Origin of the sequence: Sulfitobacter undariae (assembly GCF_014196805.1) — a bacterium.
Taxonomy (GTDB): Bacteria; Pseudomonadota; Alphaproteobacteria; order Rhodobacterales; family Rhodobacteraceae; genus Sulfitobacter; species Sulfitobacter undariae.
On record NZ_JACIEI010000021.1, the window covers coordinates 14,029 to 30,629 of the forward strand.

Annotated in this window: 15 protein-coding genes; 7 read left to right on the forward strand and 8 right to left on the reverse strand. The window is 55.1% G+C overall.

What is annotated here, in order from left to right:
• Positions 1-56 precede the first annotated feature (56 nt).
• Both GGR95_RS17350 and GGR95_RS17355 read right to left on the reverse strand, forming a co-directional pair.
• The gene (locus tag GGR95_RS17350; protein WP_184568095.1) at positions 57-1,661 is read right to left on the reverse strand and encodes a CAP domain-containing protein; all 1,605 of its coding nucleotides are present in this window, start codon (positions 1,659-1,661) and stop codon (positions 57-59) included.
• A 165-nt stretch (positions 1,662-1,826) separates the two neighbouring features.
• Positions 1,827-2,867 carry a replication initiator protein A gene (locus tag GGR95_RS17355; protein WP_184568097.1) on the reverse strand — a complete coding sequence of 347 codons (1,041 nt, stop codon included), beginning with the start codon at positions 2,865-2,867 and terminating at the stop codon, positions 1,827-1,829.
• 474 nt (positions 2,868-3,341) lie between these two features.
• On the opposite strand from GGR95_RS17355, the gene GGR95_RS17360 reads away from it, so the two are divergent.
• Both GGR95_RS17360 and GGR95_RS17365 read left to right on the forward strand, forming a co-directional pair.
• Entirely contained in the window at positions 3,342-4,760 is a 1,419-nt protein-coding gene (locus tag GGR95_RS17360; RefSeq protein ID WP_184568099.1) for an AAA family ATPase, read from the forward strand.
• A gap of 73 nt (positions 4,761-4,833) precedes the next feature.
• Positions 4,834-5,844 carry a ParB/RepB/Spo0J family partition protein gene (locus GGR95_RS17365; protein WP_184568101.1) on the forward strand — a complete coding sequence of 337 codons (1,011 nt, stop codon included), beginning with the start codon at positions 4,834-4,836 and terminating at the stop codon, positions 5,842-5,844.
• Positions 5,845-5,927: 83 nt separating this feature from the next.
• On the opposite strand, the gene rfbA is transcribed toward GGR95_RS17365, so the two are convergent.
• Genes rfbA through rfbC form a run of 4 tightly spaced genes read right to left on the reverse strand, consistent with a single transcriptional unit; the run spans position 5,928 to position 9,248 of the window.
• Positions 5,928-6,800: a glucose-1-phosphate thymidylyltransferase RfbA gene (gene rfbA / locus GGR95_RS17370; RefSeq protein ID WP_184568103.1), complete on the reverse strand. Its 873-nt coding sequence runs from the start codon at positions 6,798-6,800 to the stop codon at positions 5,928-5,930.
• Positions 6,797-7,639, reverse strand: a complete 843-nt coding sequence (rfbD, locus tag GGR95_RS17375) for a dTDP-4-dehydrorhamnose reductase (RefSeq protein WP_184568107.1) — start codon at positions 7,637-7,639, stop codon at positions 6,797-6,799. The genes rfbA and rfbD overlap by 4 nt, the downstream gene beginning before the upstream one ends.
• Entirely contained in the window at positions 7,636-8,679 is a 1,044-nt protein-coding gene (gene rfbB / locus GGR95_RS17380) for a dTDP-glucose 4,6-dehydratase (RefSeq protein ID WP_184568109.1), read from the reverse strand. The genes rfbD and rfbB overlap by 4 nt, the downstream gene beginning before the upstream one ends.
• On the reverse strand, positions 8,676-9,248 hold the full coding sequence (rfbC, locus tag GGR95_RS17385; protein ID WP_184568111.1) for a dTDP-4-dehydrorhamnose 3,5-epimerase: 573 nt from the start codon (positions 9,246-9,248) through the stop codon (positions 8,676-8,678). Before rfbC ends, rfbB begins: the two co-directional genes overlap by 4 nt.
• Before the next feature lie 212 nt (positions 9,249-9,460).
• On the opposite strand from rfbC, the gene GGR95_RS17390 reads away from it, so the two are divergent.
• Complete coding sequence (locus GGR95_RS17390; RefSeq protein ID WP_184568112.1) at positions 9,461-10,666, forward strand: hypothetical protein; 1,206 nt, start codon at positions 9,461-9,463, stop codon at positions 10,664-10,666.
• 26 nt (positions 10,667-10,692) lie between these two features.
• Here GGR95_RS17390 and GGR95_RS17395 read toward each other — a convergent pair whose 3' ends face one another.
• Complete coding sequence (locus tag GGR95_RS17395) at positions 10,693-11,271, reverse strand: hypothetical protein (RefSeq protein ID WP_184568114.1); 579 nt, start codon at positions 11,269-11,271, stop codon at positions 10,693-10,695.
• Between the two features lie 62 nt (positions 11,272-11,333).
• Positions 11,334-12,440, reverse strand: coding sequence for a hypothetical protein (locus tag GGR95_RS17400; protein WP_184568116.1), 1,107 nt, complete (start codon positions 12,438-12,440; stop codon positions 11,334-11,336).
• 208 nt (positions 12,441-12,648) lie between these two features.
• Between GGR95_RS17400 and GGR95_RS17405 the strand changes: the two genes are divergently transcribed.
• The 4 genes from GGR95_RS17405 to GGR95_RS17420 all read left to right on the forward strand — a co-directional run.
• Positions 12,649-14,034, forward strand: coding sequence for a DUF2793 domain-containing protein (locus tag GGR95_RS17405; protein WP_184568118.1), 1,386 nt, complete (start codon positions 12,649-12,651; stop codon positions 14,032-14,034).
• 10 nt (positions 14,035-14,044) lie between these two features.
• Positions 14,045-14,341 (forward strand): hypothetical protein, encoded by a 297-nt coding sequence (locus GGR95_RS17410; RefSeq protein WP_184568119.1) that lies wholly within the window; start codon positions 14,045-14,047, stop codon positions 14,339-14,341.
• Positions 14,342-14,546: 205 nt separating this feature from the next.
• Positions 14,547-15,347: an O-fucosyltransferase family protein gene (locus tag GGR95_RS17415; RefSeq protein WP_184568121.1), complete on the forward strand. Its 801-nt coding sequence runs from the start codon at positions 14,547-14,549 to the stop codon at positions 15,345-15,347.
• A gap of 163 nt (positions 15,348-15,510) precedes the next feature.
• Positions 15,511-16,601, forward strand: a 1,091-nt coding sequence (locus tag GGR95_RS17420) for a hypothetical protein (protein ID WP_221385004.1), incomplete at its 3' end; no start/stop codon positions are given.

Consider the following 16,601-nt stretch of genomic DNA (forward strand, 5'->3'; position numbering starts at 1 on the left):
GCGTCTGCAAAAACGGGCGGGTTTCTCACCGCCGTTTTTCTGTCATTGACGGCTGATCAGAATATCACAATCGCATCCTCAAGGACGGGGTTACCATCAAATGTAATGGTTTCACCTCCGTCAAAGGTCAGCGTAAACGTGTCGCCCTGCGTTTCCCCAAAGGTAGATAGAACTTCATCGGTGCTCAGCGCCCCATAGCTATCGCGCCACAGCGAGTCATTGAGGCGAAGCACATCACCTTCGGTGGCATCAAAATCGCGGATGATGTCATTGCCATCCTTGTGGCCAAAGACAAATACATCCGCGCCACTCCCGCCGGTGACGTCATCATCACCCCAGCCTGCCCAAATAAAGTCATCCCCCTCATCACCAGACAAGGTGTCATGACCTTCCTGACCGAAGATACGGTCATTCCCCCAGCCGCCGCTGATCACATCGTCACCACGTTCACCGCTGAGAACATCTTTCCCTGAACCGCCGTAGATTGTATCATTTCCCCAGCCGCCATCGATCGCATCATCACCCTGTTCGCCAATGATATGATCCTCACCAGCTCCGCCATTCAACCGATCATTGTGCAGGCCGCCCTCGATGACATCATCACCATCCCCGCCCCAGATCAGGTCATCGCCGTTATCGCCATAAAGGAAGTCATTCCCGCCGCCGCCGCCAATTGTATCGGCCCAGCCGCCTGCGCGGATCGTATCATTCCCCGCGCCTGACCAGACGGTGTCAAATCCGGCACCGCCGTCGATGGAATCATTGCCGTCACCGCCCCAAAGGACGTCATTACCTTGTTCACCATCGATAACGTCATCGCCTGCGTCACCCTTCAGCGTATCCGCGTGCAGACCGCCTTTGATGGTATCATTACCTGTGCCGCCAAAAATCAGGTCGTCACCATTATCGCCCATAAGGCTATCATCACCTGCGTCACCCCGAATGGTATCGGCCCAGCCCCCACCAGAGATCGTGTCATCCCCATCTCCGCCCCAGAGCGTGTCAAATCCGTTCATACCATAGATACGATCATCGCCTGACTCGCCTCTGACAAAGTTATGTCCGTTGCCCGCCCATACGGGCTCCACGATACGATCATCCAAGGGTGCATCAGGACCGCCTTCAGCATCAGCCTCGTTGGATGCCACCTCTACGTCAGGGCTTTCGACTGGGGCGTCTACAACCGTTTCAGCGATTTCACCTTTTCCGTGATTGAGGTCATCCAGATCAACAGTGCCTTGCGTGCGGCCAAAATTTTGGGTCACGATAAGCGACGTGGCTGTAACACCGTTGCTATAAGAGAAGGTCCCTAACTCGATCCCTATCCCGATATACTTCAAATCAGGATTAAGGATATTCGCCCGGTGGCCTGGGCTGTTCATCAGGGACTCATGTAAATCTTTTACATCATCCAGATAGCCTTCAGCGCCGCGCACGGTTTGCACTGCAAGGTTTTCGGCTGTGCCCCAACTGCCCAAAAGGTCAAAACCTGCAGACGTGATACGCTGTGTCGAGGTTGTGCCGTTTTCGCCCGTATGAGAGAAGACATTTTCTTTCATCATCCATTGCGAATGATCTTCTGCAGATTCATTGAGATTTGTCTCAAGCTTGAGCGGATCCAGACCAAATGAACTACGCACCTCGTTGATAAGGTTTAACATATAAATCTCGAGCGTGCTGGCATAGACCATTCTTATTCATCTCCGTGACACGGCCCGTCTGAAAATAGACCGGCCTTAAAGCTGTCTCAGAAACTGTGGGAGAATTACGCTCACATTGCGGCCAGCATGGGGAAATAAAAAGACTGTCTGCACAATAGACCGCCGTTAGCCTCTGGCAGCGTCCCCTGCTTGTGCCCGCACCCAGCCCAAAAACGCCAAATCGGCGTTGCGCAAAATGGCTTGTCCGCTGCGCTCCCAATAGCTGCGCCAGTCGGCTTCTAACGCATAGACATCCGCACCGGGCACCAAGACACGTGCCGCTTCCAGCGCATCGGCGCTGAGTTGGGGGGCAAGCCCATGTTCCAGCACCACAGCGCGGCGCGAGAATGTCATCAGGTCTCCGCTTTCTTCAACCATATCATAGTCGGGCAAATGTGCCGCAGCCGCCATCTTGCGCAATGCGGCACGAAACACCCGCACGGGGGCTGCCGAACCTGATTTTTTATGTAGGGTCGTCACACTGACACGCCATTCACGCTGACGGCCACAATGTTTGCGCGCCAACTCATAAATGCGCCGTTCCAGCGGTTTGCGCAGGCGAAAATAATCACGGTTCAAGGTCAACACGGATTTTGTCTGCACCGCACGAAACAACCACTCACTCAGCGTCACACTGACCGAGATCATCCGCCCTCCCCGCGTGTGGCGTTTGATCTCCCACGTATCAATCAGGCCAAATCCCTGTGTGGTCTCGACCCCACCTGTGGCCATATTGGTGGTAATGCGGGTGCCTGCCAGCCGCTCGAAGGCGTCCTTCAGACGGGTATAAGCATCCCCCGATGTGTCACGATTTGTCGCTACCAAAAGATCATGCGCCTTGAGCGTAAGCCTGCGCGAGATCGCACGTCCTGCATTCACCGCAGCCATCAACTGGCTGATGCAGAAAATCAGGATATCCTTGTCATGGATCGTTGCACGCCCTTTGACGGAAGGCACCACTTCGATGGTCGTCCCGTTATGGGCATAAGATAAAATGCGGCGATCAGGGCGGGTAGAAAGCGAGAATATCGGGTGCTCCATAGAGCCCAGATCCCCTTTGGGCGCCGCATCAAAAACATCACAACTGAAAAAATCAGCCGTCGGATGACGATCGGGCAACAAGCCTCCACGAGTCGCAGGCGCAGTGCCTGCGTTTATATCTGTCATGGCTATTGCCTCGCCTGTCCGTGCCCTTTGCGGGCATCCGTATTTCTGCTCGTGGGACGCTACAGGTCATATACTGCCCGTATGTCATCCCGAATTCACCGCCCCGATTCTTTCGGGGTTTCGGTGACACTCAGCCTAGAGTTATCCACAGGCCTCGTCCAGAACCATCAGCGTGGGATCAGAGTCACTTCAACGGGGGATCAGAGTCACCTTATCGGGGTTTCAGAGTCAGGAGACTTTAAAAAAAGGGGATTTATCTCTTTATTTAAAAAGACTTACCAAAATCACCGGAGACCCGTAACTATCTAATAACTAATTAATAACTAGAAAAATCTCAAAATGCTGTAAATATGGCCCCATGCCCTCCTTAAAAACCCTCTGATTTGCTTAGAAAATAGAGTGATGTAATCTCTTTCCTTCCATGTTCGCTGTTTTTTGGTATATTGTAAAAAAAACAGAACATCAGGAACGCACATGCCCCCCGAGACCTCCGCACACCTGCCCCCATATTTCAACATCGACCCGGATCAGGCACGTGCATCTTTGGGGAATCCAACCACCACCGCACAATTCGAAGACATCGCCCGCGCCTGTGATACGGGGCGGCAAGATTTACAAAGCCGTGGGTTGCAGGGCGAAAACGGGCGCAAGCTTCGCCGCTTTTCCACTTGGGAAATCACACGTTATCTGATCCCTGTAGCAACCGGCCATTTCCGCCGCGTTCTCAAGCAAAATCCCGATTTACCACAAGGCACCTCGGAAACGACAGGCGGGGCCAAATGGTTCACTTTGGACGAGGTCCAGCGCCTGCGGGCGCACTTTGGTCATGAAGGATCAAAAGCCAAAGAGTACCTGCCCTACCGCCCCAAAGGGTTGCCTGCCAAGATGGTGGCCGTGGCTAATTTTAAGGGCGGTGTCGGTAAAACTTCAACAGCGGCCCATCTGGCCATGTCTGCCGCTTTGGATGGATACAAAGTGCTGGTGGTTGATCTGGACAGTCAGGGGTCTATGACCTCGATTTTTGGCGGCAAGGTCAAAGATGAATGGCAGACAGTTTTCCCACTGATGGCGCGCCATTATGCCAGCCAGTTGCGCATTGAGAACCAGCGGCGCATGGACCGTGGCGAAGCACCTGTGCCGCTGGATGACACGTTGACGGATGCCTTGGAGGTCAAGACGCAATCGCTGGTTCAAAGCACGCATTGGCCCAACATTGATCTGATCGGTGCACAGCTCAATCTGTATTGGGCTGAATTTCAGGTGCCCGTCTGGCGCATGCAGGCCCGTGGCTGGAAGCTGTGGGATGCATTGACGGATATGTTCGAGGCCGATGGTATCTTGGATGAATATGATGTGATCTTCCTCGATACCCCACCTGCCCTTGGCTATCTCACAATTAACGGTCTGGCGGCCGCAGACATTTTGCTGGTTCCGCTGGGGGCATCGTTTCTTGAATTCGACAGCACGGGCCGTTTCTTTGACATGTTGCACGCCACTTTCGGCTCCATCGAAGAGGCTGAGAATATGGCCGCGCGCGCCTTGGGGCGTGAAGGGTTGAATTTTGAGTGGGACGCGGTGCGTGCGGTGGTCACGCGCTATGACGGCGCGCAGCAGGCCGAATTGGCCGCTTTGATGCAAAGCTATCTGGGCACGACCCTATCGCCGCACCGGCAGGATTTCACCGCGTTGATCGGACAGGCGGGGGAACAAGTGCAAGGCATCTATGAGGCTGATTACCGTGACTTCAACCGCGAGACCTATGTGCGGGGGCGCGAAACATTTGATGCGACCTATGCGGCTTTTAAACAACTGCTGATCGGCGCATGGCGTCGCGACGAACTGGCGCGCGATCAGGCGAGTGACGAAATGTCTGACGGGCAAGATGCACCATGATCGCACGCTGCCTTTATGCGCCCTTCATGCGGCGCCCTGATCCTTGCCTTGACTGCATCACAGGAGAGATATGATGGCCAAACGTAGACGTCTGACCCCTGCCAACCCGGATTTTCTCGGCGCGGCGCCAGAGACAAAATCAATGGCGCCTTTGGGAGGGATGCGCGCGCCCATCGCTGATGTCGCCTCCGAGGCCTCGGCCACCGCCGCGCTGGAAGAACTAAGCCGCGAAATGCAAAGCGCCCAAGCCGCAGGCCGCATGATTGTGTCGCTGCCCCTGTCGGACATCCGCTTGGATCATTTGGTCCGTGACCGCATCCCGCAGCAGGGGGAAGACATGGACGCGCTGCTGGCCTCGCTGCGCGCACGGGGGCAGCAAACTCCGATCGAAGTTGTTGCCTTGGCGCAGGGCGGATACGGGCTGATCTCGGGGTGGCGGCGCTGCACGGCATTGTCGCTGCTTGAGAGCGAAGGGGTTGGAGATGGCACAGTGCTGGCCATCAAACGCCGTCCAGATGACGCATCCGATGCCTATCTTGCCATGGTCGAGGAAAACGAAATCCGCGTAGGATTGAGTTACTTTGAGCGTGCACGCATCGCTGCAAAAGCGGTGGAGCAGGGGGTTTATAATACCGAAAAAGAGGCCCTAATGAACCTCTTTGGGTCTGCGTCGCGTGCCAAGCGATCAAAGATCCGTTCTTTCATTGGGGTTGTATCGGCACTGGATGGTGTTCTCCAGTTTCCCCAATCTATCGGAGAACGTTTGGGCCTGCAACTGTCGGCTGCGCTGGGGCGTGATCCTCAACTGGCTGCGGCGCTGCGTGAGGGGCTGCAAGCGAACACGCCTGAAGGCGCGGAAGAAGAGCTTAAGTTCATATCGGATATGCTGGCGCGGAAAACAGTCTCTGACAAAGCGGCAAAACCCAAAAAACAGGACGCGCCAGCCGCCTATGCGACACGCGATTTACGTCCGGGCCTTAGTGTTAAAGTCCATAAATCAGATGGCAGGTTGGAATTGAGCGGCCCTGCCCTCACGCCTGATCTGCGTACGCGCTTGCTGACGTGGCTTGAAAAGCAACATTAGCCCTCATGTCGCTTTGAATAAAAAACAGGCCCTAACATTTACGTTAGAGCCTGTTGGTAAATGTTTCGCGCGCGAAACATTTCTTATTTAAGCAAAGCCGCCAGATAATCCCCATAGGTATTTTTGGCGTATTTTTCGGCCAGTGCCGTGAGATCTTCGCGGCTGATCCAGTTTTTGCCAAAGGCGATTTCTTCGGGGCAGCCAACGTGCAATCCTTGACGACTGGATAGGGTGCGCACAAAATTCCCCGCATCCAGCAAACTGGCGTGGGTACCTGTATCCAGCCACGCATAGCCACGGCCCATTTGCTGCACAGTCAGAGTGCCATCGTGCAGATATGTTTCCAACAGGGTGGTGATCTCCAGCTCGCCGCGTGCAGAGGGTTTGACGCTGCGCGCGCGGGCGGGGGCTGTGCCATCCAGAAAATACAGACCGGTGACCGCATAGGGCGACGGGGCGACGTCTGGCTTTTCGATGATCGCGCGCACGGTGCCGTCTTGGGCAAAATCAACCACGCCGTAGCGCTCGGGGTCTTGCACATGATAGCCAAAGACGGTGCCGCCCACTTCTTTTGCATCGGCGGCGGCCAATTGCTCGGGCAGGCCGTGACCAAAGAAGATATTATCCCCCAGAACCATTGCCGAGGGCGCGCCATCCAGAAAATCTTCGGCCAGCAGGTAGGCCTGTGCCAAACCATCTGGTGAGGGCTGTTCGATATAGGTGAGGGAGAGACCCCATTGGCTGCCATCGCCTAAGGTGCGTTGGAACTGTTCGCGGTCTTGCGGCGTGGTGATCACGGCGATTTCGCGGATATTTGCCAGCATCAACACCGACAGGGGATAGTAGATCATCGGCTTGTCGTAGATCGGTAGCAGTTGCTTTGAGACCCCGATGGTGATCGGGTAAAGCCGCGTTCCCGAGCCCCCCGCCAGAATAATGCCTTTGCGTTTTGTCATGATGTCAGCCTGTGTACGATTGCGGCCAGATCGGCCTTCCAGTCTGCAGGTGTAATGCCGAAATCAGTCGTGAGTGTGGAGCAATCAAGGCGGGAATTAAGAGGTCGTGTCGCCGGTGTAGGGTAATCCGCTGTGGGAATGCCTGTCACGGCTATGTCCCTGCCTGCTGCCACAAATGTTTCGCGCGCGAAACACTCCCAGCTGACCGAGGGCGCGCCCGCGTAATGATAAGTGCCGCCCGTCTGCCCGCCGTGCATCGCCTGCGCCATCTGCAAAAGGGCGGCTGCAATGCCACCCGCCGGGGTTGGCCCGCCGATCTGGTCGTTTACAACAGAAAGGGCATCGCGGGTTTCGGACAGGCGCAGCATGGTTTTGACAAAGTTGTTGCCGTGTTCGGAAAACACCCATGATGTGCGCAAAATTACATGGTTCCCGCCTGCGGCACGCACGGCATCTTCGCCTGCGGCCTTGGTCTGCCCATAGACATTCAACGGGGCAATGGGTGCTTCGACGCTCCATGGCGCTGTGCCGCTGCCCTCAAATACATAATCGGTTGAGACATGCAGGAAGGGAATATCACCCTGTGCACAGGCCATGGCCATGGCTGCGGGGGCTTGGGCGTTGATGGTATGTGCCAGGTCGGCTTCGTCCTCGGCGCGGTCAACAGCCGTATAGGCGGCGGCATTGATCACGACATCAGGCTGGTGGGCTGTGATGGCGGCGGCGCAGGCTGCTGGGTCTGACAGGTCAGCAGCATCACGGCCCAAGGCGGTGACATCCGCTTGTCGTTGTAGCTCTTGCGCGACTTGGCCCGTCTTGCCAAATACCAGTATCTTCATGTCGTTTTTCCCAATCGCATGCCGACACCTTCGCGATTTTGCAAGGCGCGCCACCAGTCCTCATTATCCAGATACCATTGAACTGTGCGCTCTAACCCCTCCTCGACGGTGACAGAAGGCCGCCAGCCCAGTTCTTGTCGAATGCGGGTCGGGTCAATGGCATAACGTGCATCATGGCCCGGGCGATCCGTGACAAATGTAATCAGCTCGGCATATGAGCCGCCTGCGCGGGGGCGTTTTTCATCAAGGATTGCACATAAGGTTTGTACCAGTTCCAGATTGCTCCGCTCGTTTTCGCCGCCAATGTTATAAGACCGCCCCAAGCGGCCTTTTTCCAAAACGCACAGCAGGGCATCCGCATGATCCTCGACATACAGCCAGTCGCGCACGTTTGAGCCGTTTCCGTAAATCGGCAAGGGCTTGCCCGCCAATGCATTCAAGATCACGACGGGGATCAGTTTTTCGGGGAAATGATAAGGGCCGTAATTGTTCGAGCAATTGCTCAGAACAACGGGCAGGCCATAGGTCTCGGACCAGGCACGCACCAGATGGTCGCTGGCAGCTTTGGAGGCAGAGTAGGGGCTGCGCGGATCATAAGGCGTGTCTTCGGTGAACATGCCTGTATCACCCAGCGAGCCAAACACCTCATCGGTTGAAACGTGATGAAAGCGGAAGGACTCGGGTTTGCCCTGCGTGGTCCAATAGGCGCGCGCTGCTTCCAGCAATGTATAGGTGCCGGTGATATTGGTTTCAATAAACTCACCCGGCGCGTCAATGGAGCGGTCAACGTGGCTTTCGGCGGCCAGATGCATGATGGCGTCGGGTTTATGTGTCTCTAATATGCGCGCAACTGCATTGCGATCACGGATGTCGGCCTGTTCAAATGCATAGAGCGGGTCGCCAGAAACCGAGGCGATATTGTCGAGGCATGCTGCATAGGTCAGCGCATCAAGGTTGACCACACTATGTCCACGCGCCACGGCCAACCGGACCACGGCGGACCCGATAAAGCCAGCACCGCCAGTGATGAGAATTTTCATGCGCAATTTCCTTCGATGGTGAACACGGTGCCGATGTCCGCCAGTGCAGCAGCGGCGGCGTCTTTGGCAGATAAGACCGGGTCCGCGCCGTCCAAACCCCAATCAATCCCGATCTCGGGGTCATCATAACGCACGGCGCCATCACATTCTGGCGCGTAGTAATCTGTGCATTTATAGATGATTTCCGTGTCGGGCAGGCGGGTGACAAAGCCGTGCAGGAAGCCAGCGGGGATCAGCAACTGCTTGCCGTTCTCTGCGCTGAGTTCTACGCCTGTCCATTGGCCGTAGGTCGGGCTGCCGTGGCGGATATCGACAGCAACATCAAACAGGGCGCCGTGACCGCAGCGCACCAGCTTTGCTTGTGCATGGGGGGGGCTTTGGTAATGCAAGCCGCGCAATGTACCGACGCTGGCGGAAACAGAGTGGTTGTCTTGAACAAAATCATAGGAGAATCCTGCGGCAGTCATACGTGCTTTATTCCAGCTTTCGGAGAAGAAACCGCGTGCATCGCCGTGCCTCTGGGGGGTTATAACGACGACCCCTGCCAATGATGTGTGTTCGATGTTCATTCTGTACGGATCCTTAGGTCTGATATTGTTGTGTATGTTTGTCAGATAGCAGTGAAAAAACAACCTGTGACCAAAAAGCAAGGCAAGTTGTTTAATAAATTAAGATAATGGGAATATGTACGGGGCGGGTGCTTGCTACATAGGGGTAATTCTTGCTGGTATGTTTGGAAAAACCCGACCAAAATAGGTTTATTGAATGAGAGGTATTCTAAATGTCCGAACCTAAGGCCCAAAGAAAGACACTCCGTGTCGTTATTGATCCGAGACTGCCCTTGGGTGAGGTTGTAAAACGGCATTTGGAAGCGATATCTACAACACCAATTAAGGTATATGATACGTTGGCCGGAGCTGCTGGTAGATCAACTGTTGCCCGTATTTTGGTGCCACTCATCAGCCCTGTTGAAAATTTGGCATTACAGGTAGTTGATCTGCAAAATTCAGCGCAAGCCCTTGAATTGTGGAAAGAAGAGGCTTCTGCCTTTCTGTCCAAAGCACGTCGTATGCGTCGGCAACTGATTGTTGTGGATGCGCGCAGCCTGTTGCTGAATGATGCGGATGTCTTGGCTGCGTTAGGAATTAATAAAGCACCAGAAGCCGAATGTGCGGATATTCCACCAGCGCCTGATTTGGTCACACTGGTATTGGCAGATTCAATGCTGAGCAACGATGAAGAGGCGAGCCGACTGGTAGCGGAGATCGAGGCAATGCGCTCTGGGTCACATCAGGTATTGCTGGATGCGGAGCGATTGAGTGAGGCGCATTCCGCATACATGAGCTTGCGAGGGGAGGCGGTTCAGAATCGCGCCCGTTTTAAAGAGCTTTCGCAAGCTGGGATGAGTATGACAGATGAAAACGCGCTGTTGCGCGAGAATGTTGTCCAATCGCAAAGCTATGTGGCTGAAGTAGATGCAGCAGCGCTAAAGGCGCGTAAGGCAGCGGCTGAAGAGAACACGCTGTTGCGCGAGAGCGTTACACAATCGCAAAGCTATGCGGTTGAAGCTGATGTCGCGCTCAAGGCACACAATGAAGTCGTTGAGGAGAATGCTTTGTTGCGCGAGAGCCTGGGCTTGCAGGTAGAGGCTGCTGAGCAAGCGGATATGCGGCAATCACAATTGGTGGAGGATTGTTCCATCTTGCGTAAAGAAAGCGCGGATCGCCATGTTCTGAAGGCACAAGTTGAGGCTCTGAGGCGCAGATTAGAGACAGATAAAGGGCTGGTAGCATCGCGAGAGGCCATCTTTGGTGCCGTCATGCTCGAAAACCAAAAAGAGACCTCAGAACATGCGGCATCTGGGCAAAAGCTGGCAGGTGAAAACTTACGCCTTCAATCAGAGCTAGACGGCATCTACGCGTCTAAAGCCTGGCGTGTTGCAAGTGTTTTGCGTTCGGTACGCTCGGGGTTCGGGTTGCTAAAGTAAATTTTTACATAAAGGCAGGCGAAGGATCAGCCTGCCAGCCGTCCCAATGTCATCGAATACTCACTTAACCCCGATTCAGCACCCAGGTGAAACAAGCACAGATCGTTCAAGACCAATGACAGGTCGCGTATGGGCAACGGTAAGATCAGCGTATGATATGCCTCGTCGTGGGGCAGGGCGTCTGCGGGGCTGACGGTATGCAGTAACGTGGATATGGTTGGTGTGCCGCCAAATGTGATGTCTTTTGACAGAATGGTGTCTTGCTCATCGCTATTGCGAGAGGATCGAATATAGGGGCGGATATTGAAGGTGTCAGTGCCGCGTATATCCGTGATAATCCCCAATGTGTCACCTTCGTTGAAGGCCCCTGTTCCCAACCCGATGTTCAAGCTAAGCCATCCGGGGTGACCCGTCACTTTTATCTCAGCATTAATCAACCCGCCTTCATGCGGGTACAAGGTGACGTCGGCCGTGCCGCCTTTGTCGTCGGAGCTGAAATATACGCTGGGCGACAAACGGGTATCGGCATCAAGACGGCCTGAAATATTTGCGGTGCGCAGGGCGCTGATTGTGGCTGCCGTTGAGGCAATGCAAGGATGGGTCACTGTATAGCCTTCAGTTATTGTTCAGTTTATTCATAGTCGAAACCTGTCGCGCTGTCAGGCCCCTAAAGCTCGCTTGCCAAAGGGGCACGGCGGAAGAGCTCCAGAGCGCCGCCCACAGTGCAGTTTACGATCTCGCCGCCCGCTTGTTCGAAGGCGGCTTTGGCCAGAGCATAGGTTTGGGCCATGTGGTTGGTATCCGCAGCCTGCCAAACTTTCCCGCGAAAATATGCCGGATCAAAGTGATTAGGGTCGTTTTCGACCTGTTGGATCAGAGTGCCCTCAATCATTTCTTTGGGTTGTTGGTAGCTGTTATCGATGCCGATCAGGAGGATCTTGCGGTAGCCGGCAGCCAGCAGAACTTGCATCCAGAAATAGCTGACTGTGGCGTGCCATGCGATGTGGGTTTGTGGCGTGTGAGAGAAAAACAAAGGTCCGCCAAGCGCGTTGAGCCAGATGGTGTGGGGATCATCCTCCAGCACATGTGACAGCCCTACAGGCAAGACCCGCCATTGAGGGAGTTCAAAGAAAGCTTCGGGGGCTTGGTCGGCCACAAAGTAATTACTAACGGCCACCCCACGTGCATGTTGGGACAGGATCGGATGGTTGATCGCGTAATTGGAAACATAGACATCATGGCCAGCGAGCAGCGACAGATCGGTCTGTTGGAGGGAGGGGCCATTGCCCACCAATATGGCCGTGTCGTTGGCGCGTGTGTTGGTGAAATCTGACAGGCGTGCGCGGCCGCGCTCTAGCAGGTTGTTGATCCATACTGGATCGAAAGCCCAATGGTGATCGCCTGAAGCATAGGGGTAGGGCCTGTCTGCACGGGATAGAAACCGCTGAGGATCGGCAAGCAGTTCAGCTTCGAGAGTTTGGGCACGCGCGTAGGCGATCGGGTGACAGGGCGTGTGGTGCAGGCCTTGTAAATCCATCCATGCATCAAGATTGGCGGCCTGATCATTGCCAGCCTGCGCTTGTAGCCTGAGAGAGCGGCGTGTGCTGTAGGGGGTGTTGAATATGCGCGCCAGCTTGCGGGCTTGTGCAATGGCCTGTGCCTCGGTGTTGACCTGTGACTGAGGGGCAAACAACGTCTCCAGAGGGACAAATCCAATATCAGCGCGCTGCGCGGCACAATGGGCGATGAAATCAGGTGGTAAGGGTGAGGGCATAAGGCGGTGCGCAAAATCTGTTTGGGGGCCGGAGGAGCATGGGAGATAATCCTCGGGTGATCCAGCGTAGTCTAGTCGATCCTATATGAATAAGGAATACATGCGCGCAGGAGTTGCGTGTCGGGGAGTAGCGCCGCGCGGTGCTATAGGACATCGTTGAGGAAGAGCTGCCAATATCCAGTGAAATTCACAGGATCGGAGACATGATTTGTCACAGAGCTCTTCAAAATTGACGTTGCCCTATCTACAGCCTGCGCAGGCCCAAAAGCATGTCACTCATAATGAGGCGCTAGAGAGATTGGATTTTCTGGCGCAGCTTACGGTTGAGGAATTTGGGGCCACGACAGCGCCTGCCGCTCCGCAAGAGGGGGCAATATGGGCCTTGGGCATGGCTGCACAGGGGCCGTGGGAAGGGCATGACGGAGATTTGGCAGGCTGGTACAATGGGCGCTGGCTGTTCATTTCACCAACAGTGGGGTGGCGCGCCGCACAGGGCGAAGATTTGCGCATCTGGAGCGGGAGCGATTGGGTGCCTGCCGCTTCTGTCGATTTACAGAATTTGGATGGTATCGGCGTAAATACGGTGTCTGATGTGTCCAACCGGTTGGCGGTTTCATCTGCGGCGACGTTGCTGTCCCATGAGGGCGCGGGTCATCAGCTTAAGGTGAACAAAGCATCGGCCACGGACACGGCGTCCCTACTGTATCAGACAGGATGGTCGGGCCGTGCAGAAATGGGCACAAACGGCACCGATGATTTTTCGATCAAGGTAAGTGCAGACGGGGTGAACTGGGCCGAGGCCTTGATTGCTCAAGGAGATGATGGACGGGTGGTTTTGCCGTCAGGTGCTACTGTTACCGGGCAAATTACAGGCACTGCTGTCACCCAGTCGCCCATTGATCAGACGATGGGGCGATTGCTCAAGGTCGGCGATTTTGGTTTGGGGGAAGCGATCACGCTTACGGCGGGGGATGATCTTGATGCGCTGGCGGCTTCAGCGCTCTACTACAATCCTACGGGCGGGAATTGTGCGGGTAATAATTATCCTATTGTTTCTGCAGGAGTGCTGGTGAACCAGCGCCGGACCTCTACGCATTGGGTACAGCAATTCATATCGTATGGCGGAAATTCAGGCGCGGCGGGATTGCGCCAGTTTTCCCGCTCATACGGGGCGTCGGGCTGGACACCTTGGCAAGAAGTTATGCATCAGGGCCGGATGGTTGGCGCAGTGAGCCAGTCGGCGGGGGTGCCAACAGGGAGCATCATTGAACGCGGCAGCAATGCCAATGGCACCTATGTGCGATTTGCCGATGGCACGCAGATTTGCACCCTGTCGCGTACAGTCACGGCGGCAATTGATGCGGCCTTTCTGGGGGGCTTTCGCTGTGCGACCCAAACATGGGTGTTTCCTGCGCAATTCGCCTCTGGGAGTACGGCTGTTGTGACGGGGGGCGCCCTGAATGGCATGGGGTTTAGCGTGATCTTTCAAGGGGCAACGGGGGCGATCCAAACCGGATGGAATGTCACAGCAATCACAACGCAGGCATCGGCAAGCCGTTCTGTGGCGTTAATGGCAACGGGACGTTGGTTTTAGGAGTATTTACATGATTATCAATTTTCTACCTACCCGCAGCGATCAGCCCCTGTCACTTGAACGGAAGGGATCACTGTTGATTTTGAATGGCATCGAGATCGCGCTTGAGGAATATGTGGCAGGGGACACCCCTGCTATCATCGATCAGCCTGTACATGATGGTAGTCAGTGGCATGTCACTTTGGTGTTGCCCCACGGTATGAATGCCGCCGAGGAGACGCTGTTTCCTGCCCCGATCACTTTGGCGGGGGATGGTATAGTCCCATTGCCCCCTTATGAGGTGCCCTGTGAAGAGGAAATGGTATGACGTAAAGCATTGGGTCATGGCGGGGAGGCGTAAGGGGCGCTTGCATGATTTGTGGATATCGCTGTAAGTCATTTGTATGATCGGCTCTCCCCCCCACCGGCAGCCGCCTATCACAGGCGTCAAGCTGTCTACACCGGCGCACCATATTGTGCGCCCGTATTTTTTTATTGATGTACAGCATGGGCTGGGCAACCGGCTTCGGGCGATGGCGTCTGCAGCCGTGATGGCACAGGCTACTGACCGACAACTGGTTGTTCTTTGGAGACCCGACCATCATTGCGAAGCACATATCAGCGATGTGCTGGACTATGAGGGGCCGGTGATCAGCGCGGATGTCTGTGATGGTTTGCGTGCGCGGTCCGAACATATTTATAATTACATGGAAATTGAAGAAGGTTCGGTGTTTCAAGAGCCCATTCTTGCGAATGAAAGCAGTCATTATGGCGATGTTTTTGTCCGTTCTGCCTATACGCTGGTGGGCCCGCTTTTTGATCGCACAGCCGAGGACCTCTTTTTGCGTGGCTTGCGGCCCAGTAAATCGGTCGCCGACCTGGTACGCAGTGTTGAACATCCATCAGATGTGGCGGTGCATATCCGCATGGCTACAGGCCCGGCCTTTGACCACCTGAGTTACGAGTCCCCTGAAAACTGGCCGCCTGAACGGCATCTGGAATTAATGGAGTGGCGTCAAAAAAGCGATATTGCGCGTTTTGTGACCCGCCTTGATGCCTTGTTTGCATCGGGGGAGGCGCAAACCGTTTTTGCGGCGGCTGATTTGCCCGCCACCTACGCCGCCCTTATCGAGCGCTATGGCAAGCGCGTGCGCTATCTTAAACGCACAGAATACGACCGCTCCAGTTCCCAACTTCAGACGGGGCTTGCTGATATGATGTTGCTGACGGCCTCACGGTTGTTTTTGGCCAGCAACTGGAGTTCCTTTTCTGACGTGGCACAGCGTCTAGCAGGGCCACACCGCGTATTTGAACAGAGCGGTGTCGATTTTTAATGTATTTTAACATTTATTTAAAATGTACTTGAGAGTTTGTGCCTGTACTTGGCACGCTGTACGCTCGGGCACTACATAGGGGTATCTTACAGTGAGTTCAGAACAAAATTTCAGCCAGGGCACTCTTGTTATATTCTCTTGGGGGGGACCCAAGCGTTTAAATATGCAGTTGTCCAAGCTGGGTCAAATCTGGCAAAAAGTCATTTGGATTGACCCTTTGTCAGGCTCCAAATTGCCTGAGGCACTTTGGGGATGCGATGAGGTCGAGCGGATTGAAACTGTTCTGTTGCGGGGGGCAAGTGAGGCTGAGCTGCTTCGATATTCTCTTTCCGACTTGTACAGCCTCAAGCCACCCACCGCTGCGTTGACGTCATTGATGCCAGGTCTGAAGCAGGCAGGGACGATTGTTGTGCCAGCCACAACACCTAAAGCGTTGACTAAAACGCTGGCAAAATGTGAGGGGCCTTTTCAGGTACTTATCGATACGCCTGGGGAGGAACAGACAGTTCTAAACCTGCTGGATCGCGCAGGCATTTTGGAGCGTGTTACGACATTAGTATTGCGGTGCGGTGTGGAACCGTTTTTTAAAAAGGCACCGCAAATAGAGACGCTGATGGCCAAACTGGAGAACAAAGGGTTCTCACTTGCCGCGTTGGACGAGGATGAAGACCCAGACTGGCCTTTGTGTGTGCTAAAGCTTGATGTACGTGCGCAATTGATCAAATCGCTGGAAGGTACCGTGACGCAGACGCAAGCGGATCTTGCGCAGGTGCGGGAAGAGGCGGAAGCCTTGCGCCGTCAGGTGGGGACATTGGAGGCAGAGTTTGTAGCGCAGAGCAAGGCACTAACCGAGGAGGGTGCTGCGCAGACTGCGCTGAAAGCTGATCTGGATACGCGCACCAAGGAACGCGATGCGGCCAAGGGTGCCGCCACGCAGGCCAGCGAGGCGCAAGCTGCGCTGAAAACTGATCTGGACACGCGCACCAAGGAACGCGATGCGGCCAAGGGTGCCGCCACGCAGGCCACTGAGGCGCAAGCTGCGCTGAAAGCTGATCTGGACACACGCACCAAGGAACGCGACGCGGCCAAGGTCGCCGCCACGCAGGCCACTGAGGCGCAAGCTGCGCTGAAAACTGATCTGGACACACGCACCAAGGAACGCGATGCGGCCAAGGGTGCCGCCACGCAGGCCACTGAGGCGCAAGCTGCGCTGAAAGCTGATCTGGACACACGCACCAAGGAACGCGACGGGGA